Origin of the sequence: Paenibacillus azoreducens (assembly GCF_021654775.1) — a bacterium.
GTDB lineage: Bacteria > Bacillota > Bacilli > Paenibacillales > Paenibacillaceae > Paenibacillus_AQ > Paenibacillus_AQ azoreducens.
In genome coordinates, this window is sequence record NZ_AP025343.1 from 2,773,723 (window position 1) to 2,796,882 (window position 23,160).

23 protein-coding genes are annotated in these 23,160 nt (G+C 45.6%); 22 read left to right on the top strand and 1 reads right to left on the bottom strand.

Annotated features, from left to right (window positions below; all coding sequences use genetic code 11):
* Nucleotides 1–6: 6 nt before the first annotated feature.
* From L6442_RS12005 to L6442_RS12050, 10 genes are all read left to right on the top strand, one after another.
* Nucleotides 7–699, top strand: a complete 693-nt coding sequence (locus L6442_RS12005) for a DnaD domain-containing protein (RefSeq protein WP_212979983.1) — start codon at nucleotides 7–9, stop codon at nucleotides 697–699.
* A gap of 223 nt (nucleotides 700–922) precedes the next feature.
* Nucleotides 923–1,801, top strand: coding sequence for an NAD-dependent epimerase/dehydratase family protein (locus L6442_RS12010; RefSeq protein WP_212979982.1), 879 nt, complete (start codon nucleotides 923–925; stop codon nucleotides 1,799–1,801).
* A gap of 1,075 nt (nucleotides 1,802–2,876) precedes the next feature.
* Nucleotides 2,877–3,413: an RNA polymerase sigma factor gene (locus L6442_RS12015; protein WP_228101358.1), complete on the top strand. Its 537-nt coding sequence runs from the start codon at nucleotides 2,877–2,879 to the stop codon at nucleotides 3,411–3,413.
* Nucleotides 3,406–3,861: a hypothetical protein gene (locus L6442_RS12020; protein WP_212979981.1), complete on the top strand. Its 456-nt coding sequence runs from the start codon at nucleotides 3,406–3,408 to the stop codon at nucleotides 3,859–3,861. Before L6442_RS12015 ends, L6442_RS12020 begins: the two co-directional genes overlap by 8 nt.
* Nucleotides 3,862–4,028: 167 nt before the next feature.
* Nucleotides 4,029–5,267: a hypothetical protein gene (locus L6442_RS12025; RefSeq protein WP_212979980.1), complete on the top strand. Its 1,239-nt coding sequence runs from the start codon at nucleotides 4,029–4,031 to the stop codon at nucleotides 5,265–5,267.
* A gap of 569 nt (nucleotides 5,268–5,836) precedes the next feature.
* Nucleotides 5,837–6,166 (top strand): chaperone CsaA, encoded by a 330-nt coding sequence (gene csaA / locus L6442_RS12030; RefSeq protein WP_194233771.1) that lies wholly within the window; start codon nucleotides 5,837–5,839, stop codon nucleotides 6,164–6,166.
* Nucleotides 6,167–6,246: 80 nt separating this feature from the next.
* Nucleotides 6,247–7,818, top strand: coding sequence for a 23S rRNA (uracil(1939)-C(5))-methyltransferase RlmD (gene rlmD / locus L6442_RS12035; protein WP_237100287.1), 1,572 nt, complete (start codon nucleotides 6,247–6,249; stop codon nucleotides 7,816–7,818).
* Between the two features lie 452 nt (nucleotides 7,819–8,270).
* Entirely contained in the window at nucleotides 8,271–8,633 is a 363-nt protein-coding gene (locus L6442_RS12040) for a VOC family protein (protein ID WP_212979978.1), read from the top strand.
* Nucleotides 8,634–9,214: 581 nt separating this feature from the next.
* The gene (locus L6442_RS12045) at nucleotides 9,215–10,081 is read left to right on the top strand and encodes a transglutaminase-like domain-containing protein (RefSeq protein ID WP_212979977.1); all 867 of its coding nucleotides are present in this window, start codon (nucleotides 9,215–9,217) and stop codon (nucleotides 10,079–10,081) included.
* Nucleotides 10,082–10,089: 8 nt separating this feature from the next.
* Nucleotides 10,090–10,962, top strand: coding sequence for an AraC family transcriptional regulator (locus L6442_RS12050; RefSeq protein WP_212979976.1), 873 nt, complete (start codon nucleotides 10,090–10,092; stop codon nucleotides 10,960–10,962).
* A gap of 56 nt (nucleotides 10,963–11,018) precedes the next feature.
* Here L6442_RS12050 and L6442_RS12055 read toward each other — a convergent pair whose 3' ends face one another.
* Complete coding sequence (locus tag L6442_RS12055; protein WP_212979975.1) at nucleotides 11,019–11,198, bottom strand: AsnC family protein; 180 nt, start codon at nucleotides 11,196–11,198, stop codon at nucleotides 11,019–11,021.
* Nucleotides 11,199–11,339: 141 nt separating this feature from the next.
* On the opposite strand from L6442_RS12055, the gene L6442_RS12060 reads away from it, so the two are divergent.
* The 12 genes from L6442_RS12060 (at nucleotide 11,340) to aceA (ending at nucleotide 23,151) form a co-directional block, all read left to right on the top strand.
* A complete protein-coding gene (locus L6442_RS12060) occupies nucleotides 11,340–12,494 on the top strand; it encodes a serine hydrolase domain-containing protein (RefSeq protein WP_212980022.1) in 1,155 nt (384 codons plus the stop codon).
* Between the two features lie 407 nt (nucleotides 12,495–12,901).
* Nucleotides 12,902–13,864 carry a helix-turn-helix transcriptional regulator gene (locus tag L6442_RS12065; protein WP_212979974.1) on the top strand — a complete coding sequence of 321 codons (963 nt, stop codon included), beginning with the start codon at nucleotides 12,902–12,904 and terminating at the stop codon, nucleotides 13,862–13,864.
* A gap of 107 nt (nucleotides 13,865–13,971) precedes the next feature.
* A complete protein-coding gene (locus L6442_RS12070) occupies nucleotides 13,972–14,598 on the top strand; it encodes a type 1 glutamine amidotransferase family protein (RefSeq protein WP_212979973.1) in 627 nt (208 codons plus the stop codon).
* A 396-nt stretch (nucleotides 14,599–14,994) separates the two neighbouring features.
* Nucleotides 14,995–15,450, top strand: a complete 456-nt coding sequence (locus L6442_RS12075; RefSeq protein WP_212979972.1) for a GNAT family N-acetyltransferase — start codon at nucleotides 14,995–14,997, stop codon at nucleotides 15,448–15,450.
* A gap of 333 nt (nucleotides 15,451–15,783) precedes the next feature.
* The gene (locus tag L6442_RS12080) at nucleotides 15,784–16,905 is read left to right on the top strand and encodes a beta-ketoacyl-ACP synthase III (protein ID WP_212979971.1); all 1,122 of its coding nucleotides are present in this window, start codon (nucleotides 15,784–15,786) and stop codon (nucleotides 16,903–16,905) included.
* A 111-nt stretch (nucleotides 16,906–17,016) separates the two neighbouring features.
* Nucleotides 17,017–17,532, top strand: coding sequence for a hypothetical protein (locus L6442_RS12085; RefSeq protein WP_212979970.1), 516 nt, complete (start codon nucleotides 17,017–17,019; stop codon nucleotides 17,530–17,532).
* 99 nt (nucleotides 17,533–17,631) lie between these two features.
* Nucleotides 17,632–18,174 (top strand): GNAT family N-acetyltransferase, encoded by a 543-nt coding sequence (locus tag L6442_RS12090; RefSeq protein WP_194233754.1) that lies wholly within the window; start codon nucleotides 17,632–17,634, stop codon nucleotides 18,172–18,174.
* Between the two features lie 98 nt (nucleotides 18,175–18,272).
* Nucleotides 18,273–19,283 (top strand): phosphotransferase family protein, encoded by a 1,011-nt coding sequence (locus L6442_RS12095; protein WP_212979969.1) that lies wholly within the window; start codon nucleotides 18,273–18,275, stop codon nucleotides 19,281–19,283.
* 116 nt (nucleotides 19,284–19,399) lie between these two features.
* Nucleotides 19,400–20,311, top strand: coding sequence for an alpha/beta hydrolase (locus tag L6442_RS12100; protein ID WP_212979968.1), 912 nt, complete (start codon nucleotides 19,400–19,402; stop codon nucleotides 20,309–20,311).
* A gap of 472 nt (nucleotides 20,312–20,783) precedes the next feature.
* Nucleotides 20,784–21,383 carry a DUF2087 domain-containing protein gene (locus tag L6442_RS12105; protein WP_212979967.1) on the top strand — a complete coding sequence of 200 codons (600 nt, stop codon included), beginning with the start codon at nucleotides 20,784–20,786 and terminating at the stop codon, nucleotides 21,381–21,383.
* A gap of 291 nt (nucleotides 21,384–21,674) precedes the next feature.
* Nucleotides 21,675–21,830: a hypothetical protein gene (locus L6442_RS12110; RefSeq protein ID WP_212979966.1), complete on the top strand. Its 156-nt coding sequence runs from the start codon at nucleotides 21,675–21,677 to the stop codon at nucleotides 21,828–21,830.
* Nucleotides 21,831–21,867: 37 nt separating this feature from the next.
* Nucleotides 21,868–23,151, top strand: a complete 1,284-nt coding sequence (gene aceA, locus L6442_RS12115; RefSeq protein WP_194233779.1) for an isocitrate lyase — start codon at nucleotides 21,868–21,870, stop codon at nucleotides 23,149–23,151.
* The last annotated feature ends 9 nt before the right edge of the window (nucleotides 23,152–23,160 follow it).

Genomic DNA, 23,160 nt, shown 5'->3' on the forward strand with positions numbered 1-23,160 from the left:
AAGCTCATGGACAGCGCAGGATGGAAGACATGGGCCGAGGGAGCTTCATCCGGTTTGGGAGCCGGCATGGCGGTTATTCCGTATGTGCTGCTTCGACATTACCGCAAGCTGAAGCTTAGCGATCAGGAGACGCTTTTATTGATCCATCTCATTTCCTTCAAGCAGGTGGAGCAAAAGGATTTTCCGACGCTGGAAGAGTTGCAGGAGGTTACGGGAGCGTCAGCCCAGTCGATAGCGCAAAGCTTGCAGAAACTGCTGAAAGCAGGCTTGATCAGCATCGACGAAGAGCTTGACGAACTGCGGAACATTCAGTATGAACGTTATAACCTGTCGGGTCTTTACGATAAACTGGGACGGTTGTTAGCGGCCCAGGAGAAGAACAGACCTTCCAGCCAATCACGGGACAAGCAGCAGCAAATGGATGGGCAGGAGGAAGGACATAATCTGTTCGTCGTGTTCGAGAAGGAATTCGGCCGGCCGCTGTCTCCGATGGAATGCGAGACGATTTCCGGCTGGATCGATCAGGACCGGTATCCGGAGGAACTGATCCGGATGGCGCTAAAGGAAGCCGTATTTGCCGGAAAGGTCCATTTCAGGTATATCGACCGGATACTGCTTGAATGGAGCCGGAACCGCGTCAAAACGGCCAACGATGCCAAAGCTTATACGCAACGATTCCGCTCAGGCGGACGAGCATAAATTACACCAAAGCGTGTCTTTCCGGGGAGGTAGCCGGAGGACACGCTTTTTGTGGTAAAATACGAAGTGGGTTTAAACCACAGATAGTTCAAAAATGAGTTCTGGAACACCATAGGGAGATTCCGCCGCCCGGCGGAATTAGGCAGATGTTACGCTAAATGCGGTCTGGCTCCATAGAAATACATCGAAAGACGTTATTCTTTTAGCGATGAGGGAGGATCATATGAAAAAGATATTGATTTTAGGCGGAACGCGCTTTTTCGGCAAAAGGCTTGCTGAACTGCTTCTAGAGGAAGGACATCAAGTGACGATTGCGACCCGCGGCAATACTGCGGATGGTTTTGGCGATCGGGTGGGGCGGATTCAGCTTGACCGCGAAAACAAGGAATCGCTTGCTAAGGCTGTGGAAGGAGGCCGGGAATGGGATACGGTGTTTGATAACATCTGTTATTCTCCGCAAGCTGCTCAGGATGCCTGTGACGTATTTCAAGGAAAAGTAAAAAGGTACATATTGACCTCAACCCTCTCCGTGTATGATCCGTCTTCCCGTTTACATCAAGAAAAAGACGTCAATCCATACATTTATCCCGTTTCGATGGGAGGGCGGAGTGACTTTTCTTATGGGGAAGCCAAACGGCTGGCCGAAGCCGTATTATTCCAAAATGCCGATTTTCCGGTTGCGGCAGTACGCTTCCCGATTGTGCTTGGGGAAGACGATTATACGGGAAGGCTTGAATTCCATATTGATCATGTGAAGCAGGGGCGTCCGATCGGCATTCCGAATCTTCAGGCGAAAATGTGTTTCATATCTTCAAGCGAAGCTGCATCCTTCCTCAGCTGGATGAAGAACCAGCGGGTGGAAGGTCCGATTAATGCCCGTTCCAAAGGCGAAGTGAAATTATCCGAGCTGATGGGGTGGATCGAGAAGGAAACCGGCAAAAAAGCCATTATATCCAAACAGGTCAGCGATAAAGACAAATCTCCGTTTGGAGTTCCCGATTCTTGGCTCATGGATACAAACAAAGCGGAACGCCTCGGCTACCAATTCCAGCCGCTTCAGGCTTGGCTGCCGGCGCTGATACGCCAACTTGCCGCGAAATAAGAATCATGAACTTCAGATGATGTAAGGTGCAGCCCATCCCTCTGGGGATCGGCTGTTTTTTTGAAACTATAGAATGATAAGTTTTTTGGGGTCCCCGCAAAGTATTTGGAATAAGCATCAAAGCAATGGCTCCACTTGGTGGGGTTATTTTGCGTGACCATATGCTTACAACAGCCTCTGTCGCATGAATGGATCACAACATAACCTGCAGGACATAGCGGTCACTAAAGAGGGAAATTTCGAATGATGATTCTAACGGACTAAGTGTCGCTACAGTGGAAGGTTTCGAACGATGATTCTAACGGACTAAGTGTCGCTACAGTGGAAGGTTTCGAATGATGATTCTAACGGACTAAGTGTCGCTACAGCGGAAAGGTTTCGAATGATGGATTCTAACGGACTAAGTGTCGCTACAGTGGAAGGTTTCGAATGATAGATTCTAAAGGGCTAAGTGTCACTACAGTGGAAGGCTTCGAATGATGGATTTTAACGGACTAAGTGTCGCTACAGTGGAAGGTTTCGAATGATGGATTCTAATGGACTTAGTGTCGCTACAGTGGAAAGGTTTCGAATGATGGATTCTAACGGACTAAGTGTCGCTACAGTGGAAAGATTTCGAATGATGTTCTAACGGACACAGCAGCCGCTATAAGGGGGAATTTCAGCCATTGTGATTTCTAACGGACACAGATGCAGTTATTTAGTGTAAAATGATCTTTTTGACGACGAATTGCAGCTAATAAGAGCTGTGGTGTCCTTTAGAATTTGAAAACGGCTGTTTTGGAACAATTAGTGTCCGTGGTGTCCGTTAGGATTTAAAAGCAACCATGGAGTCCGTTAGGTGAACATAATAGAGTTGAACTCCTCGTTTGTTCATTGCCAACGGTTCACCCAGCAGAGTTTAGCATCTATACTCGTAAAAACTTACCGGCTAAACGCGGCCCTTGCTTCTTTGAGAGCACGCCGTTAGACTTTTTTGGCCGAATAAAATTTTTTTGAAAAAGATGCAGGGTTCGCAAAATAGCTGTCGTCTATTGATACGGGGAAGGGGGAGAGAAAAATTGACGAAGAACGTTTGATCGATCAAATCAGGCGGGGCGATCAGGCTGCATTTCGGATGCTTGTGGAGCATTTCGGGCAGCATGTGTTTCAAACCGCATATTCTGTGCTCAGAAATGTCAAAGAAGCGGAAGACGCGGCACAGGAAGTTTTTTTGCAGGTCTATAAATCTCTCCCGGATTACCGATCCCAAGGTTTCAAGACATGGATTACCCGCATCGCGGTTAATAAAGCGATTGATATCAAACGCAAGCTCGGCAGGCGGCGGGAAGACCAGATGGCTGACGGCGAAATCATTGAGCAGATGCCTTCAGCAGAAGAGGATGTGCTCGGACAGCTGGTGCGCAAAGAGAAAAAAATGCTGCTCGAAAGGAAACTGGCACTTTTGCCCGTCCAGCACAAAGATATTTTGATTCAATTTTATATAAATGAAAAAAGCTACGAACAGATTGCCAAGGAACAGAATATTGCGGTGAAAACGGTGGAGTCAAGGCTGTACCGGGCGCGGGGCTGGATTCGTAACCACTGGAAGGAGGAAGAATGGAATGAGTGACAACAGGCAGGCATGGCCGGAAGCAGGGGAATGGGCCGCTTATGTTCGCGGAGAGCTGCTCCCTGAGCGCGCAGAATGGCTGGAATCGCTTTTGCTGGAGGATGATCGGGCGCTTGAGCTGTATTTGCAGGCTTTGGCCGTCGAAGAGGCAAGTCTTCCTGTTTTGGAATCGCCGGAGCTTTTCGCCCAGCATGTCATGAACCGCATTGAGACTTCGGAGACCAAAGTAGTTAACATGGAGAAAAAAGAGAACAGGCGCCGCTTTTATGAACACCGTCTTTTCCATTATGTCATCGCTGCGAGCCTGACTTTAATCTTCCTTTCGGCCGGTTGGTTCGACAGGCTGACGCCTGGACCGGCTCAGGCGGCTAAACTGGCGGAGAAAACATCCATTAGCGAGGAGCTTGTAAAAGTGACGACAGATTGGCTTGACCGGTTAAAGCCTTAGACTAAAATTTGCAGGCATACTTAAAGTACGTGTTCACAAAGACCGGTTTTCAGCGCCGAAGCATATACGATCAAAACGCTTCAGTTGGATGATGATAGGGACTGACGAACGGAGCGTAAAAGCGGACCTTTTGAACTAACTTTTAATCGATATTTATAGAAAGGAAGATGAATTTGGAACCATACCGCAATAAATTGACAGCCTTTTTAATTAATTTCATCCCGGGGCTGGGGCATTATTATATGGGGAGAAAAGGAAGAGGGGTCATATATCCGCTGTTTTTCTTTGGCGGGATACTGTTCGGATTTATGCTCATGATCTCAACCGGACATGATGCGGGATTTTTCTTTTTTGTGACAGCGGTTTGCGCCGCTCTGTTATGGATCATCAGCATGCTGGATTTGCTCGTGTTTTTGCTGCGAATGCCGCCGATGCCGACTCACCAGCATCAGTATCAGCCAAACGGTTACCAGCCAAACGGTTATCATCCAGGCGGATATTATACGAATGTACATCAGTCCTATGGCGATGCGGGCAGTGCGCCAGCCGGAATGGGGCCGGAGCAGGATCCCATGGGCATGCACTCTTTTCAGCCAGATCCGCGGATGTACGCTACGCCTCATAGTTTGGAGAGAGAACGGTTTTATACGATTTTGTTGTCCTTTATACCAGGATTGGGCCATTTGCATATGGGACTGATGCAGCGCGGACTATCTTTTCTAATTGCTTTTTTTGGCTTTGGCACGATCATGTTTTTCCTGACCGGTTTGACGAGCCATACGATTTTCCTGTTGTTTCTGGGTGTGCTGCCAATTATTTGGTTGTATTGCATGTTTGATGCTTCCCAACTGATCCACCGCAAACAGGTGGGAGAGACGGTTCGCGACCATTCGTTGTTCGACGATATGGAAGCGGGACGCGCGGAAGGCAAACGAAGCAAAGTTGTTGCTACGCTGCTATCCGCTTTTCCGGGCGCAGGTCATATGTATCTGGGCTTGCAAAAAAGAGGCATGCAGCTCATGGTCTTTTTCCTTGGAAGCGTGTATGTGCTGGATATGCTGAGGTTGTCTTTGTTTCTGTTTGTAATCCCGCTGATCTGGTTTTTCTCCTTTTTTGACGGGCTGCAGTATACGAGCCGCTACGGACGGGAGCCCTTGCTTGACCGCCCGATTGTCGAAGGCATTTCGAACCAACAGCGCTGGTTGGGTGCCGGGCTTACGCTGCTTGGAATTTATTATGTGGGATCAAGCATTTTGGTACCGTTTCTCAGCAGCTGGTTCCCGAATTTGGACATCGATTACAAAATCAGGCATTACCTACAGCCGGCCATCGTTTCGATCATTCTGATCGGGGCGGGAATCAAGCTGTTGATCGGAACGGACAAAAGGGATTCAGGCAAAAGATGAAACTTTTATGTTAAATGAGAACGTTGAAGCAGGGGCCCGGATCGAAAGTGATGATTTGAAGAAGGATGAAATTCACATTACAAGAGGCCGACATATATATAAGTTGTCCTAAAGGAGTCTAACTAGGCTCCTTTTTTTGAAGATATAAGAAAGTATAAGTTTCGGAGCCTCAGCTTCCTTATATCGCAAGAAAAACATCCGCTAAAAGCGGTCTGTGTTCTTAGAGAGTACGTCGATAGACGTTTTTCTTACATACCAGAGAGCATTAACTTCCGGGGTCCCCGCAAAGTAATCGGAATTAGCTTCAAAGGTTACACGTCACTCAGTACTTTTGCTCCGCAAAAGCGCCCCTCTTCGAGAGTCGTCGGAATTCTTTCCGATACTCTTTGTGGGGTTATTTTGTTTGTCGCGCCGCGTTAGTTTCGGCGTGCGATGCAGCGTTTATGATGGAGTTCCACCACATTTGGTACAGTTTTTTTAAAATACTGATTTCGTTTGTCTCCTTTTCGGCGGTCTGGTAATATGAACAATAAAATTCCTAATTCTTTAGATAGCGAGTGTGAGCTGCAATGGCAAGTATAGAAGATTTGATGAAGCTGGATATTCGAATCGGCACCATTTTAAAAGCAGAGGTTTTCGAGAAAGCCCGGAAGCCGGCGATCAAGCTGGAAATCGATTTTGGGGAACTTGGCATGAAACGATCATCGGCACAAATTACCCGAAGATATGCACCTGGACAGCTTGTGGGTAGACAGGTGGTTGCGGTCGTGAATTTCCCGCCCCGGAGAATTGCGGGATTCGACTCGGAAGTGCTGGTGCTCGGCGGTGTGCCAGGGGAAGGTGACGTGGTGCTTTTAAAACCGGATCTGGTCGTGCCGAACGGAACGCCGATTGCGTGATCCGAGTGCTTTGGGAAAGAAGCTCCGCTGTGGTATAGTGTAAGAATGAACTTTTCGAATGAAACGGAGCGATGATCAGGATGGCTGAGAAAGTACATAACCAGGGAAAGGGGCATAAGCCGAAAGCCGCTGCGGACAAGAGCGGACGCAAACCGGCCGGTGCTCTTTCAACCCGTTTGCATGCTGCCCATCCGAAACAACAGCAGCAGGGAAAGCTGCAGAAGGCGCAGGGGAAAGAGCGGAAGGCAGGCCGACAGCAGCGCTTTACGGAGAAGTCCGCAGCTTCGGCGGAAACGGTGAAAACCGGAGACCGCATCGTCGTCACGATCAAGCGGATCGGCATTAATGGCGAAGGGGTCGGATATTACCGCCGCAAAGCCGTATTTATAGAAGGGGCGCTGCCGAATGAGGTCGTCAAGGCCAAAGTGGTCAAGGTGGAACCAGGTTATCTGAACGCGGAGATAACCGAAATCGAAAAACGGTCGCCGCAGCGCCAGGACCCGCCTTGTCCTGTATACGGAATCTGCGGAGGCTGCCAGCTGCAGCATATGACCTACGAGTCGCAGTTGCAGGCCAAGGAAGAGATCATACGGGAATCCTTCCAGCGGTATGCCAAGCTGCAGGAACTTCCGCTGCGCCCGATTCTTGGGATGGATAACCCATGGGGATACCGGAACAAAGCGCAGCTGCAGGCTGGATATGACGGCGAAGATATCGTTGCCGGCCTGTATGCGGCAGGTTCGCACCGCCTGATCGATATTAGCGGCTGCCCGATTCAGCATCCGGTGGTGAATCATGCGATCGAGCAGGTGAAGGAAGCGTTGGAGGAGCTCCGGATCCCCGTTTACAATGAACGGACCCGTGAAGGAGCGATCAGGACGATCGTGGCCCGTGTCGGGCAAGCAACCGGACATGTGCAGTTGACGCTGATCACGGCAACGGACCGTTTGCCTGATTCAAGACGGCTGGTTGAAGAAATTCGCAAAAGATTGCCGAAAGTCATTACGATTGCGCATAACATCCATAAGGGCAAATCACCGCTCGTTTTCGGCAATAAAACGGTTGTTTTGTGGGGGGAAGAGCGGCTTGAGGAGTCGCTTGGCGATGTCCGTTTTGCCTTGTCCCCACGGGCATTCTTCCAGTTAAATCCCGAGCAGACGGTGAAGCTGTACAATGCCGTGCAGGAAGCCGCCGGACTTAGCGGGTCGGAGCTTGTGGTCGATGCGTATTGCGGGACAGGCACGATCGGGTTATGGCTTGCTCCGTTCGCGCATGAGGTGCGTGGGATCGAACTGATTCCCGAGGCGGTGCTTGACGCACGCGATAATGCCAAATCGACGGGCGTAGACAACGCCCGTTTCTATGAAGGCCGCGCCGAGCAGCTGCTGCCTGAATGGGTCGGCCGCGGCATCCGCCCCGACGTCGTGGTCGTCGATCCGCCGCGGACCGGCTGCGAGCGTCCACTGCTGGACGCCATTATAAAGGCCAAGCCGCAGCGGCTGGTGTACGTGTCCTGCAATCCGGCGACTCTGGCGAAGGACTGTCAGGTGTTGCTTGGCGGCGGCTACCGGATCGAGTGGGTGCAGCCGGTGGATATGTTTCCGCAAACGGCGCATGTGGAGTGCTGCTCACTGTTGGTCAGGAAAGACTAATTGTTGAGGTGTATTGGCGTATACAGCAACGGAGCGGCTACAGTCCCGCTTCTTTTTTTTGACCATAAGTTTAGCTAGGAGCGGCTATTGATAGTCGTCCTTTGTTGTACCCCCACCCAGTGCCTGATGAACTTGTTATTACATCTGAGCCGAAGTTAAGGCATTTCATACCCGCCTGGAAATTTTACAAATATCCTTCTGTACGCACAAAGAAGCCCCTACCATATCGGCGGAGCAAAGAATTTGGGAGCGTATACTTTTAGTATTTCGATTGTTAGTATTCTAAGGGTGTTCGTTAAAGGAACGCCCTTTTTCTCTTTATAAAAGGCTCGGTTAACGCATAGTGTTGATTTAAGCTAACGGGTAGGATTGTCAAAGATGAAAATATTTACAAAAGAACAAATGTTCTGTATTATAAAAGGGAAACATATCATAACAAAGGTGGTTTCCCAATGAGTGAACAAGTTGTTGAACGTTTTGTTGATCGGATTGATGCAGTTTTTCTACCTGTAAGAAATCTTCAGGAGTCATTGGAATGGTATCAAAAAGTGTTTAGTTTTGGTCTTCGCTGGAGCAATGAAAGAATGGCTGGACTAGCAATTTCACCAAATTGCGGGTTTCATTTAGTGCAAATCCCGGATTTTGAACCTATCAATAAGTACACCCCTTTCAATTTTGTTGTGAAGAATGCAGATGAAGTTAGGGCGAGACTGGGGCAACTCGGAGTAGAAGTGTCCGAGATAAGAAATGGAGAACCTAGGCGATTTGATCTTACCGATAATAACGGGAATATGATCAGTGTGATTCAAATATAGATTTTGCTATTGAACTAACGGGAAACGATAGTTCAACATATAATCTTGTGATGAAAAGTTAAATTGTGTAACGTACACAAAATATTCCGCACATAAGCGGGAGGTTATCCATAACTAGCACGAAACGTTTATTAGAGCAAACACCAATCTGTGGACACAAATTTTTATTTGTTTTCACTGTCTACTCGTCACATGTGGAGTGCTGCTCACTATTGGTCAGGAACGACTAATAGTTGAGATATATTGGTGGATATAGTAAAGAGGGGAAGCTCCCCCTCTTTTTCATCTGCCCGATGGACTATCGTTTTCCGCAACAACAAGTGCTTGATCTGCTAATAGTCGTTCTATATAATTAGCGACCATTTTCCCATCTTCAAACGCTCAATTAAACGTTGCTCCAATTATCCTCGTCCCCGACCCACCAAAAACACCCCCAACCTAAAGTAAGGCAAGGTGCAGCATACATTTTATAAACCGCACAAAATATCACTCATCATCATTGGCGGCACACTATAATTCATACATAGAAGGAATACAAGAAACGATAGGATATTTAATCGATGATTGGAGTGAGGATTGTAATGAAAGATACCCTTAAGTTTTATCAAGAGCATGATATGATGACAGAAATTAAAACAATGAAACACATGGTTACAGGTATACCCAAGGACATCAAAACTATTGTTACCTATGTACAAAATATCCTATTGCATCAGCATTGGAGTGAAGTTTATGGATTGGAACTCAGCGATGAAAGAAAGAAGGAACCATTCATACGGAGCTTTGAAGATAAACTTATTTTCTTAAATAAGCTGGGTTTCACTCACGTATCCGAGCAAAGAACAAATGATCATAAAATGATATCCATATGCCGTGACTTTTCCGTAGTTGCTGCAGCCCTTTGTCGTGAAGCCGGTATACCTGCCAGAGCAAGATGTGGTTTTGCAAGCTACTTTGAAAAAGACAAGTATATTGACCACTGGGTACTTGAATACTGGAATGAAGAGAAGAAAAAGTGGGTAATGGTGGATGCACAACTGGATGTTCTGCAGCAAAGAGCACTTAAACTGCCTTTTGATCCTTTGGATGTAAGTGAGAATTATTTTATAACAGGGCCAAGAGCCTGGTTGTTGTGCAGAGAAGGAAAGCTTAATCCTGAGTTGTTCGGCATTTTCAAATGGTGGGGGTATGATTATTTAAGATGTAATCTAATTTTTGATGCTAATTCATTACTAAAGATGCCCATGCAGCCTTGGGATATGTGGGAAGGGTATAAGAGTCTTCCGATTGAGGAATGGACAGAAGAAGATTATAAGGTTATGGATGACCTCTCCATACATGATATAAATGGAGATCATCATTTTGAGGCTTTTTACCAATATGTTCAAACGAATGATAAAATAAAAGTACCCGAGGATTTAAGTAAAGTTATCAATAGTCTGGAATAAGGTGATGATTGAATATATCCTATGTATATTCTCTAGAAAAAGCAATCAATTATATAGAGAGTCATTTATATGATGACATTAATTTATCTTCTATCGCAAAGGAAGCGGGCTACTCTCTTTATCATTTCCATCGCATTTTTAAAAGTGCAGTAGGAGATTCACTCAAAGACTACATCAGGAAAAGAAGAATGACGGAAGCGGCAAAGGAATTAGTGTATACGGACTTGCCTATTGTGGACATAGGTATAAAATATGGCTATGAATCAAGGGATGCCTTCAGCAGAGCCTTTCAAAAAGTTTATGGAAGAAATCCCTCTGAAGTACGAAACAGTAAATTGCTCTATTTTATAAGGGAACCCATGAGTTCTGATTATTTGCTGTATAAGTATAAACTAATGAAAGAAGGATTAACTCCTTTATACAGGAAACTTCCGGAAAGATATGTAGTAGGCAAAAAGACGAAGGTGAAGGCAGATGGGAGCAACCTTCAGGATATACCGCTGCTATGGCATAAGTGGAATAGTGAAAAGGAAGGCGAAAAAATAATAGAGCGGAAGTATGCAGATGAATGTATGGGTATTTGCATATTTTCTGATGAAGATGATTTTGAGTACATGATAGGTCATGAAGTTAATTCCACGAATGATGTTCCTGATAAAATGGAGATATATAGACTGGAATCTTCGCTTTATGCAATTTTTAGAACGCTTGGCCCTATAACCGAAAGTGTGCAAAAAACATGGGATTATATATATTCGGTATGGTTAATGGAATCGGAATATGAGCATGCGGGTATTCACGATATTGAATATTACTATTTTAATCAGGGAGAACTCAATGCAGACCTTTATGTGCCAATAGTCTCTAAAAATATAAAATAATTTAACTGCGAAGGGAATCTGGTTTACTGCCGGATTCCCTTCTTTATTATATCTCACTAATCCCCGACACCCTTTGAAGAGGTACGGCATAAAGAAAGTCCGACGCACTTGCCAAGCTCCATCATGGAAATTCGCGCTTGATGCTGAAGGTTGTTCAAAATATTTTGGTCAATTTCATCCTCGGATAAGACCTCCTTTGAATTATAAGTGTATTCATTAAAATAACTAATTATCATTTGTTATTTTATCTGTTTTAAAGGAATTATCTATGTAAATCAGGCGTATTTACGATTAAAATAAAATCACTCCGTAAGCAATCAATAATTTTAACTTTTTAGAGAGGGTGACTGTCCTTGAGTAAAAACGTTTCAAACATAATGAAATCACATCCATTGCAAACATGTATTGATGAAGTAATCGAACGTACGATTTCCGATAAAAGGTTGGTCGGGGCTGTCATTAAAGTGGCGATTCATGGGAAAGAGTATTATAGCCGCGCTGTAGGTTATGCAGACCGCGAGAAAAACCGCCCAATGCAAGAGAATACTTTGTTCCGGCTTGCTTCCGTATCCAAACCGATTGTATCGACGGCAGCGCTTGTACTCGTGTCGCAAGGCCGACTTCATCTGGATGATCCCGTGGATAAATGGCTGCCTGATTTTCGTCCCCGTTTGCAGAGTGGTGAGCCCGCAACCGTGACCATTAAAAATTTGTTGACCCACACGGCTGGGTTGACCTACCGTTTCTTCCAGAAGGAACAAGACTCGTATGAGCGGGCCGGCGTATCGGATGGAATGGACCAAACCGATATCACCCTGGAAGAAAATCTGCGTCGGATTGCTTCCGTACCGCTTCTTTACACGCCGGGCACGGAGTGGAAATACTCCATTGCTACAGATGTGTTGGGTGCAGTGATCGCCAAGGCTGCAGGAACAACATTAAGCGAAGCTGTACGTTCTTTAGTGACCGAACCGCTTGGCATGCAGGATACGGGTTTTAAAACCGTTGATCCGGAGCGGCTGTCCGCGGCTTATACAAATGATACGCCTGAGCCGCGTCGCTTGCGGGATGATTTTGATACGATTCCGTTTGTGGAAGGTACGGCCGGCTTCCGGCTTTCTCCTGCACGGGCACTTGATGATCAGGCTTATCAGTCGGGTGGTGCAGGTATGGTTGGGAGTGCAGGAGACTTTCTGCAACTGCTTGAAACGCTGCGGAAGGGTGGGTTGCCGCTGCTGCCGGAAAGCTGGGTTCATGAAATGACGACCAATCAGATCGGTGATCTTCCTATGGCTTATTGGCCGGGACGAGGGTTCGGCCTCGGCTTTACGCTGCTAAAGGATCCGGTTGCAGCAGCAACGTCCGAATCGCCGGGTACCTGGCGCATGGGGGGGACCTATGGTCATTCGTGGTTCGTCGATCCAGCAAAGCAGATCAGCGTGGTGGCATTTACCAATACTGCCCTGGAAGGGATGTCAGGTCAATTCACGGTAGACCTATGTGAAGCCATTTACGAAGGGATCAGGAACTGAAAGCAAGAGGGTTCATCTGAAAAACCAAGCCTTGAGGTTCTTTCGAGTTTGGATATTGTGCTTACCGAAGCTTATTGCGTTCGCCGCAGCCTGGGTGAGCAGGAGAGCATGATTTCCCTTCCAAGAAGCGATAAACCAATACGGACATAGGGGCTGCGAAGGGAATCCGGTTTACTGCCGGATTCCCTTCTTTTTTATTTCTCACTAATACCGGTTGGCAATACTTGCGTATCTTCAGGGCTGGACATGAGAAATTGATGATCGATTGGGGATGACATCACAAAGCTCGCCAAGCTGTTCGATGATCTGGCATGTTATAATGAGCTAAAAGACAAGCTTTTAAAAGCGAGATCGAGTTGGCGAAGCTGTCAGGAAAAAGATCGGATGATAAGAAAGGAGGGGATGTTATGTCAAAAAATGATAATATGCTGGCAATTCTTTGGATGCTGAATTCAGGAGCCAAGATAACCGCGAAACAAATAGCGGAAAGGTTAGAGATAAACGTACGAACTGTTTACCGTTATATCGATTCGCTTTGCGCCAGCGGAGTACCTATCGTATCCGATGCAGGTCAGAATGGCGGGTACAGTTTGCTAGACAATTTCATCAGTGCGCCTTTATTTTTCAATATTGAAGAACAAAAAGCGCTACTTCATGCTGCCGTATTTGCAAAAGAAGCAGGGTATCCTTTTAGTGAAGCTTTAAGCAGAGCAACTGAAAAATTGAAAATGTATTCCAATCGGGAGCAGGAGGATATTCTCAATCGCCATTTAGCCGGCTTCGAAGTGATAAACCGAGATATTTCCCCTTCTGTGAAGACGATATTGGAAGAATTGGAGCTGGCTGTAGCAAATGAATACTCGGTAGAAATTGAATACCGCACAAAGCATGAAGAACAACCCAGGCCAAGGGTGATTGACCCTTATGGAATGTTTTATTGGAACAATAAATGGTATGCGATTGGATTTTGCCATCTGCGGAATGAGCTCCGCAGCTTCCGGGCTGAACGGATTTTACATATAAAGCAAACGCAATGGATGTTTAAACGACCTGAAGCCTTTTCTGCCAAAGCATTTTTTTTGCAAAATCTTTTGCCTGACCTGGCGGGTAACGATGAGTTGATTTCATTAATTATCCAGGGCAGGTCAGAGGCTTTGGATGACTTGTGCATTCATTGGTTTTTAGGTCATCATCTGCAAGAGAGGACTTCAAATCAAGCTGTCTTTTTACTTGATGAAAGAGTAATTCATGCATATGTACCCAATTTTCTCTTATCTTACGGAAAAGCCATTCAAGTAATCGAACCGCAGAGCTTGAAGGCAAAACTTGTCGATGTTGCATCAGAGTTAACGGAATATTATAAAATGTAACAGCTTCACTGACAGCGGTTGTCAGTGAAGCTGTTTTATAATGGGGGAAATCATCGATCCCAATGAATGATGAAAGATTGATTACTAAAAAGTTGGAGGACATGCAAATGAATAATACGGTGTATCTCTATGTATTTGATACGATGGCAGATTGGGAAATAGGTTACTTAACTGCCGAACTGAATTCGGGAAGGTATTATAAGAAAGGGCTGGCACCATCCAAAATAGTTACGGTGGGAAATGAAAAGACTCCTGTTACTACAAAGGGAGGCTTGAAAATTTTGCCTGATACGAGACTGGATGAGTGCAGCATGAATAACGCAGATGCACTGATTCTACCGGGTGGAGATACGTGGACAGAAACAATTCATGAGCCTATATTAAAAATTGCAGAGCAGTGTTTAAAAGGAAATATTCCCGTTGCGGCAATTTGTGGGGCTACCATAGGGCTTGCTCAGAAAGGATTGCTGGATACGCGTTGGCATACGAGCAACGACTTGGAATACCTTAAAATGATATGTCCTGCCTATACCGGAGAAAAGTATTACCAGAAGGAGTCTGCCGTAACTGCCGGAAAACTGATAACGGCTTCCGGAGTCGCTCCATTGGAATTTGCTTTACATGTCTTGAAGACCCTAGACGTATTTGCACCACAAACATTAAACGCCTGGTACAATCTTAATAAAACTCATGAGCCTAAATATTTCTACGAGTTGATGAATGCAATCCAATGAAGGCATGCTTCATAATGCCGCCAATTTATCCTCTCCGCTGAAATAAAGGACAGAATTGTTTCAGCTTGAACCACATGGTAAAATGTAGCGCAAGGAGGGACTTTATGGGTTCTCGGTCACGTTTTTGTTTTGTACCTGGGACGATCCTATTGCCGGAAGCCCGTTATTAACCGGTGTTCACTTAAAGAACAAAGAAACCAATGATGTTGTAAATTATAATTTACATTATCCAAAAACGATTAGGAATTTCATTTTGTATGGTTTGAATAATGGATGGACAGGACATAACATTATAGAATTTCAAGACGGACTCGAAATCATGAGTAAGATAGGATACGACGTGTCACGGATTAAATATTCAGAGTGTTCGAATTAATGAGAAAGGAGCATTTCCCAATGAACATACGCAAAGCCAAAATCGATGAAGCCGGTTATTTAAGCGACCTTTCATTCCGATCAAAAGCCTATTGGGGTTATAGCGATGACTTTATGGAAGCCTGCCGGGAGGTTTTGACGGTTTCGCCTGATGATATTTCGTCTTCTTTGGTGTTTGTGATAGAGGATGGCGGTACCATCAAAGGTTTTATAGGGCTGGAACTTGAGAATGACTTCTGTTTGGTTAGTAATCTCTTTATTGATCCTGATGGAATTGGCAAAGGGTACGGAAGAGCGTTATGGCAGCATATGCTTGAGGTTGTGAAGGGTCTGAACGTTCGCACTGTTCAAATCCATAGTGATCCGCATGCGGAAAAATTTTACTTGGCGATGGGAGCGAAACGGATCGGGGAAGTAGAATCGAATGTTTTTGAGGACAGGAAGCTGCCTTTGATGGAGGTTGAGCTTATTCGATAAATTCAAAAGCTTCGGCTAATATTTAGATCATAGTCAATTAAATTCATTGGGGCAGTTTTGGACATGGGTTCCAACGGTTATTTGTACGCTTTCCATGAGATAGTTTCAGAAAGTTCACCCAATTTTGATTTTTATTAAAAAGGTTATAAAGAGTGACGTTCGGATGAGGTTATCCGGGCGTTTTTTGTCGTTATGTAAGCTAAAATATGAGTATTTTCCTGCTAATTCGAGCGCATTCTCTTTTTCTAGTGCCATTTCCCTATATCCAGTACTTTACAAATAGTAGAATATATATAATAATTAACATTAATATCATATCTTGCGAGGTGCTGTATGAATACGGTCTATATTACGAGTATAGGTAAATTCCTCCCTGGCAGTCCTGTTGGTAATGATGAAATGGAAGATTATCTCGGCAAAGTTGGAGGCAAATCTTCCAAAAGCAAGCGAATCATTCTTGAGAAGAATCAAATTCGGAATCGCTATTATGCCATGGATAAAGAGCAGAAGAGTTTATACAGCAACGCAGAGATGGCTGCTTTAGCAATACGCGACGCCTTGGACCGAAACGGGGATGTAGCGGCCGAAGATATTGGGTTTCTTGCGACGGGGTCAATGAGTCCTGATTTGCTTTTGCCTGGCTTTGCCAGTATGGTGCATGCGGAGACGGGTCTGCCTGTCATGGAAATTTCATCGCATGCTGGGTTATGCGCAAGCGGAATGCATGCATTTAAAAATGCTTTTTTACATATCAAAACCGGTGAGCATAAAGCAGCGATCGCTTGCGCTAGCGAGTTTGTAAGCCGCGAATTCAAACACACGAAATACGAAGCGCAGGGTATTGAGCGGGTCCCTTTTGAAACGGATTTTTTGCGATTTATGCTTTCGGATGGAGCGGGTGCGGCCATTTTGCAAAATACTCCTTCCCGCGAGGGACAATCTTTACGTATTGAATGGATCGATAACAAGTCGTATGCGAATGAATACGATACTTGCATGTATACGGGAATGAGCAAAGAAGACGGGATTCCTTCCTGGCTTGATTATCCATCCATTCATGAAGCGGCGGATCATGGTGCCCTTAATCTTAAACAGGACGTTAGGCTGGTTAATGAAATAGCAAAGCTAGGAGTAAGGCGTTTTCTGGAGCTTGCAGATGAAGGCCGGATCAATCCCGATGCGATCGATTGGATGGTTTGCCATTATTCATCGCATTATTTCAAGGATGAAATATTCCGGTTATTGAGATTAAGCAATGTAACAATCCAGGAAGAGAAATGGTTTACGAATTTATATACGAAGGGTAATACGGCAGCGGCATCGATTTTTATTATGATGGAAGAATTACTGAATACGGGACAGCTTTTCGAAGGTCAGCAGGTATTGTGCATCGTTCCCGAAAGCGGTAGATTCCAAACCTCTTTTATGCTGCTGACAGTCGTGGGTCCTTCTTAAGAAGTGCATGAATAAGCTGTATTTATCTTGCTAACAAAGGCGCGGATTTGAATGTTCGCGTCTTTTTCGTTTTTTTATCGGGGGAAAGACAAAGGAGGTAAAGTGAGGGGAGTGAGCGAAGATATTACCCTTAGATCCTGCAGATATGAAACGAAAGGAGTATGGGATTGCAAATACCAACGGATATATAACTCGGTACCCGCAATTAGGCCTGTTCCCGCCAAGATGCCGATGATCGATCAAAACTGCTATATCATGAATGAAAATCCCCATGGTCTCCAAAAAGCAATCTTCCATCTGAAAGAAAAGCAATTGGATCTTCAAGTTATATATGGGGATGACCGGGATAACAATTTGCCGTTCGATTTTACAAGACCAATGCATGCCCAAGACGTCTTCAATAAGGATATATCCTTGCATCTGCAGGAGGTCGTTACTTATGCAGCTTGGCAGGATGAAAATACGTTACGACTGACTTTGTTCTATATCGAAACGCCATACACAGTTACATATACGATTATTTTCAAAAACGAGCTTATAGATTTTCAATTCAATATCAATGTATCTCTGAACATACCGGAGTATACAGCCATTGGAGAATTAATGAATGTTCAATCTAGATCGTAGTGCGTCTCATTCAATGAAATATGTGGTAATTTTTGATTATAATAATATCCCATTTCATGCCGCTATGGTATTTTTTTATATGAAAAGGGGGAGAAAAAGATGAATATTTGGGAAGGCGATAAAGTCCGGTTGCGGCCGATTGCGGCCGATGATTGGAAGTTGTTCCATGAAAATGATCAGGATTCGGAGGGAGCGAGATTATCCGACGCCATATTCTTTCCGAGATCGGAAGATGGAACGAAGTCATGGGCCGAAGAACAAGCTTCCAAGGGAGCGGACAGAGACAATATCATGCTGGCGATCGAGACCCTTGATGGCGAGCTCGTAGGCTGCATGAATTCACATGGTTGCGATCCCCGCAATGGAACATTTAAATATGGAGTGGCCGTTTTTCGCCAATATTGGCGGCATGGGTATGCATCGGATGCGGTGCGGATTTTGCTGCGATACTTTTTTCATGAATTGAGGTATGAGAAAGCGAATGCGCATGTTTACGCTTTTAATGAAGGCTCGATCAAATTTCATGAGCGTCTTGGTTTTAAGCTGGAAGGAAAGCTGAGACATATGATTTATACCAATGGGCAGCATTATGACGAATACGTGTTTGGGTTATTAAAAAGCGAATTTGACGCATTCAAATAATAAATGTTCAAGGGGCAGCCGATTGCTGTCCTTTGCGCCAATTCTGGATGAGAAGATGTCTTAAAGTGGAGTTCATAACAAAGGCGGTGAGGTGGAAAGTGTCGACAGAGATCTTTTTTTCCTCCAACAAATTAGGAACAATAACGGATAAGCAATTGCAGCTCGTGCTTGATCGGTTTCATTTAGGGGAACTGATAACTTCGGAAAAGACTGCAAACGGTGTAGGAAACCAGACATTGTTTATTTCTTCTACCGCTGGTGAGTATGTACTGAAAGGAAACCCGCTTTTTGCAGGACAGTTTATTGAAGAGAAATTTTATGTTGACAATCTGCTTGAAATAACCAACCTTCCTGTGCCTTCCCCTTACCTCGTGGATGAATCCAAAGATATATTTGGTTGGAGTTATGCGATTATGCCCCGGCTTCAAGGCAGGCATTTGAACGAATCCGGATTTGCCGCAGCGCTTGGCAGGAAAGATCAAGAGCAAATTGCCGAATTGCTTGCCGTTACTATAAGTAAACTGCATCGTTGGAAAGTCGCCCAATATGGAGAATTTGACCCCGTAACGCAAAAGATCTGCCCATTTAAAGGTTCTTATAAAACATGGCTTTATAACAGAATCAGATTTTGGCTGAAGGATGCCAAGCAATATTCCGTTATCACTTCCACAGATATAGGGTGGGTAGAGCAGTTATTAACAGCTTCGGAACATGTCTTTCATTCCTTATCTTCGCCAACCTTTGTCATGGGGGATTTTAAACCAGATAATCTTTTGGTTCAGCAAGGCGGTGAAGGGTGGGAAATTAGCGGTATTTTCGACTTTACAACCGGTTATTTTGGAGATGGAATAGCTGATCTGCCGAGATTTGTTGCCATGTATTTGGATGATGGAAAAGAAGCGCTGGCCAAGCTGTTTATTCGGACCTATTTACACTGTATGGAAGCAAAGGACGGCTTCGTGGAAAGATTCAGAGTTCATATGCTTCACCAGCGGGTGTTAGATTGGGGATGCGCGAAAGCGACAAATGATGTCACGTGGGATCAGGACATGCCGTTTTCAACTTGGGCAGAGCGGTTTACAGATTTTACGGCGGAGTGGTTAAGCTAGAGATGAGGCGGATAGTCAAAAATAAAATACATAATGCAGCCTTGAGCTGTTCGCTAGACATCCCTTAGCTTTTCTAGAATAATGGAATATACACTGCAAAAGTAGGAGGCCTATACATGATAAATTTGAACGAGCTGGAGCCTGGCATCCGAACTTTGGTAGCTCAATTTATCGAAGCGGGAAGACCCTCGGCCAGACAGAAAAGCTTTGAACAACGTCGCGAGGAGTATTTGAACTCGATTGATCTTGCCGGAGAAACTGTGCCTGTATGGAATATTAGCGATCGCGTGATAGATGGTCTTACGTTTCGCATATATAAGTCGTCGGACCAAGTGAATCTTCCCATTCTGATTTTTTATCATGGTGGTTGTTTTGTTAGCGGCGATTTGGAAACTCATGACCGGCAATTACGTCAGATCGCCAACGAGAGTCAATCCCTTGTGATTGCAGTTGATTACCGTCTGGCTCCTGAGCATGTTTATCCCGCTGCCCACGACGATGCGTTTAAGGCTGCTCAGATTGTGCATGCAAATGCCTCAGCATGGGGCGGGGATCCGGATAATATTACAATTGCGGGTGACAGTGCGGGCGGACATCTTGCCCTTATTACTTGCCTTCGACTTAAAGCGCAAGGACAGTGGCTGCCCCGGCGGCAAATTCTTGTTTATCCGATGCTGGACGCTAACGGCTCAAGCGATAGTTATCAGAAAAATGGCGATGATTATGTGATTACCCGGGACATGCTGCTCAGCGGCTTTGAAGCCTATTTATCTAAGCTATCTTTTGATCATCCGGAAGCCAGTCCATTGTATCGGGATGATTTCGCGGGACTTCCTGAAACGCATATTTTGACTGCGGAATTTGATCCTCTCGTTGATGAAGGCGAAGTTTTGTACCGCCGCTTGCTGGAAGCAGGCGTGGACGCACAATGCCGGCGCTACCTTGGGGTAAACCACGGTTTCATCCAATTGGGCGGCATCAGTCCAGCTGGTAGGAAAGCTATTACGGATATCGCATCTATTTTATAATAGTGACGAGCACATATACAGCAACCAAAGTCCGCGAAAAACGCGGGCTTTTTTTTGATATCGGCAAGTCTTTCGGGTAACGACCCATTATTCAATCCTTTTGTTGACAATTCATGACTGCTCCAGTAATATCTAATTTAACGAACATCTAATTTGATGAATATCTAATTTAATAAAGGTTCAACATAAAATTAGTACTTGGCAAGAAGCAAAGGTAGCGGAGGGGACGGAATCGATTCTTACGAAGCGGCAGCGTTCGCCTAAAAGCTTTCCGCAGGAAAGCTAGCTTCGAAAGCATCCGCTTTGTCTCCGTATTTCTACCTTTTTGAAAATATAATCATAGAAATTTGGAGACAACAGCGATCGGAAGAACGATCCGGAGCCGCAGCGGTCAATTTGCTTCATATCAAGAACTAATTCCGGTTTTGAGCCTAGATAAAATCTGAATTTATTTAGAGAAGGAGATTTTGAGATGCAGTTGGATAAGGTTGTCAATTACCACAAGGCACTTGCGGATCCGACGCGCTTAAAAATGCTTATGCTGCTTGCGGAAGGAGAATTAAACGGTCAGTTGCTTGCGGAAAAGCTTAGCGTAACGCCGGCAACGATAACCCATCATGCAGCAAAACTGCGTGAAGCAAGCTTAATCAACGAGCGGAGGGATAAAAACACGATTTACTTTTCGTTAAATCACTATTTCATCAAAAATAATGCCAATGCCGTGGTCCATCTCATTTACCGGACAGTCGAAGGAGGAACAAAAGTGTTAAATGATAACGATCAGCGATACCGGGAATCCATTATCAAAAACTTTTTTACCGCCGACGGGCGCTTAAAAAGCATTCCCGCACAGCTCAAGAAGAAGCTTATTGTATTGGAATATCTGGTGTCGAAGCTGGAAAAAGGGCGGAAGTACAGCGAAAAGGAAATCAATGAATTCATCAAAGGTTACCACGAGGATTTTGCCACCATTCGCCGGGAGTTTATCATGCATCACTTCATGTTTAGGGAGAACCAGGTTTACGAATTGAACCCGCAAGAAATGTGGGCCAAATGGGAAATACTCGCATGAGTGCTTGTCCATGTTTTCAACTTTAAATAAAACGAAAATAACAGTTCCGAGCCGTAGCATCCAGCTGCGGTTTTTTTGTAATTCAGGATTTTGCAAAATTTGTGGGGTTATTTAGTTTGGGGCGAAGGCCTCACCTTCGGTGTAACCGCATCTGCTCTCTACATACCGCCCTTTATGTTATATAACAATAAAAAAATACAAAAACAGTATTGAACAGTTCTTTTTATTGTTATATAATGACATCACCAAATAAAATATTGTTATATAACAATAAAAAAGGGGGTGCACGGCATGGATTGTCCTGTATGCGGCGGCAATGGCGAGTTGGAATGCTTGACCCCACTGGCTGAAAACCAGGAACAATACGATAGCCCGTTATGCGAGGGCAAAAAAATTATCCCTTGCAGCCGTTGTTCCGGCAGCGGTTATCTGGAGCAGGAAGCATGAATCGAACGAGTTTTAAATCGATAGAGGAGGATGGATGATGAGCGGTACAGGGAAAACGGAAAACGAGCAAATGAAGGAACACTGGTCTGGAACCCGTTATGAGGGCATTCAGCGTCCTTATTCGACGGAAGACGTGCTGAGATTGCGGGGATCTTTGAAAATTGAATATACATTGGCCCAGCGGGGTTCCGCGAAATTATGGGATTTGCTTCATTCGGAAGATTATGTCCACGCGCTGGGGGCATTGACTGGCAACCAAGCCGTTCAGCAGATCAAAGCGGGACTGAAGGCCATTTATCTTAGCGGATGGCAGGTAGCGGCGGACGCGAACTTGTCCGGACAGATGTATCCCGATCAGAGCCTCTATCCGGCGAACAGCGTTCCACATGTGGTGAAGAGAATCAATCAGGCGCTGCAGCGCGCCGACCATATCCAGCATTCCGAAGGCAAAAATGACGTCGATTTCTTCGCGCCCATCATCGCAGATGCTGAGGCCGGCTTCGGAGGGCCGTTAAATGTATTCGAACTCGTAAAGTCCATGATCGAGTCGGGAGCGGCCGCGGTCCATTTGGAAGATCAGCTCGCCTCAGAGAAGAAATGCGGTCATATGGGCGGCAAGGTGCTGCTGCCGACGGGGCAGGCAATTCGCCATCTGATCGCGGCGAGGTTGGCGGCGGACGTGATGGGAGTGGATACGGTCCTGATTGCCCGCACGGATGCGAACGCGGCGCAGCTTCTCACCAGTGACATCGACGACAACGATCGGCCTTTCTTGACCGGACAGCGATCGGCGGAAGGATTCCATTATGTAAGGACGGGACTGGATCAAGCGATTTCGCGGGGGCTCGCGTATGCCCCTTATGCCGACATGGTCTGGTGCGAGACAGCCGAACCGAATCTGGAGGAGGCAGAACGATTCGCACGAGCCATTCATGCGCGTTATCCCGGCAAGTTGCTTGCGTATAACTGTTCGCCTTCCTTCAACTGGAAACTGAAGCTGAGCGATAAGGAGATCGCCACCTTCCAACAAAAGCTTGGCGCGATGGGCTACAAGTTCCAATTTGTCACCTTGGCCGGTTTCCACGCATTGAACCATAGTATGTTCCGGCTGGCGAAAGGGTACAAGGAACGGGGAATGGAAGCCTATGCCGAGCTGCAGCAAGCGGAATTCGCCAGCGAGGCGGAAGGATATGAGGCGGTCCGGCACCAACGGGAAGTGGGAACCAGTTATTTTGACGAAGTGACCCAGGTTATTGCCGGTGGTCTGTCCAGCACGACGGCGTTGGCAGGTTCGACGGAACAGGAGCAATTCGCCCGCTAATGATCAATG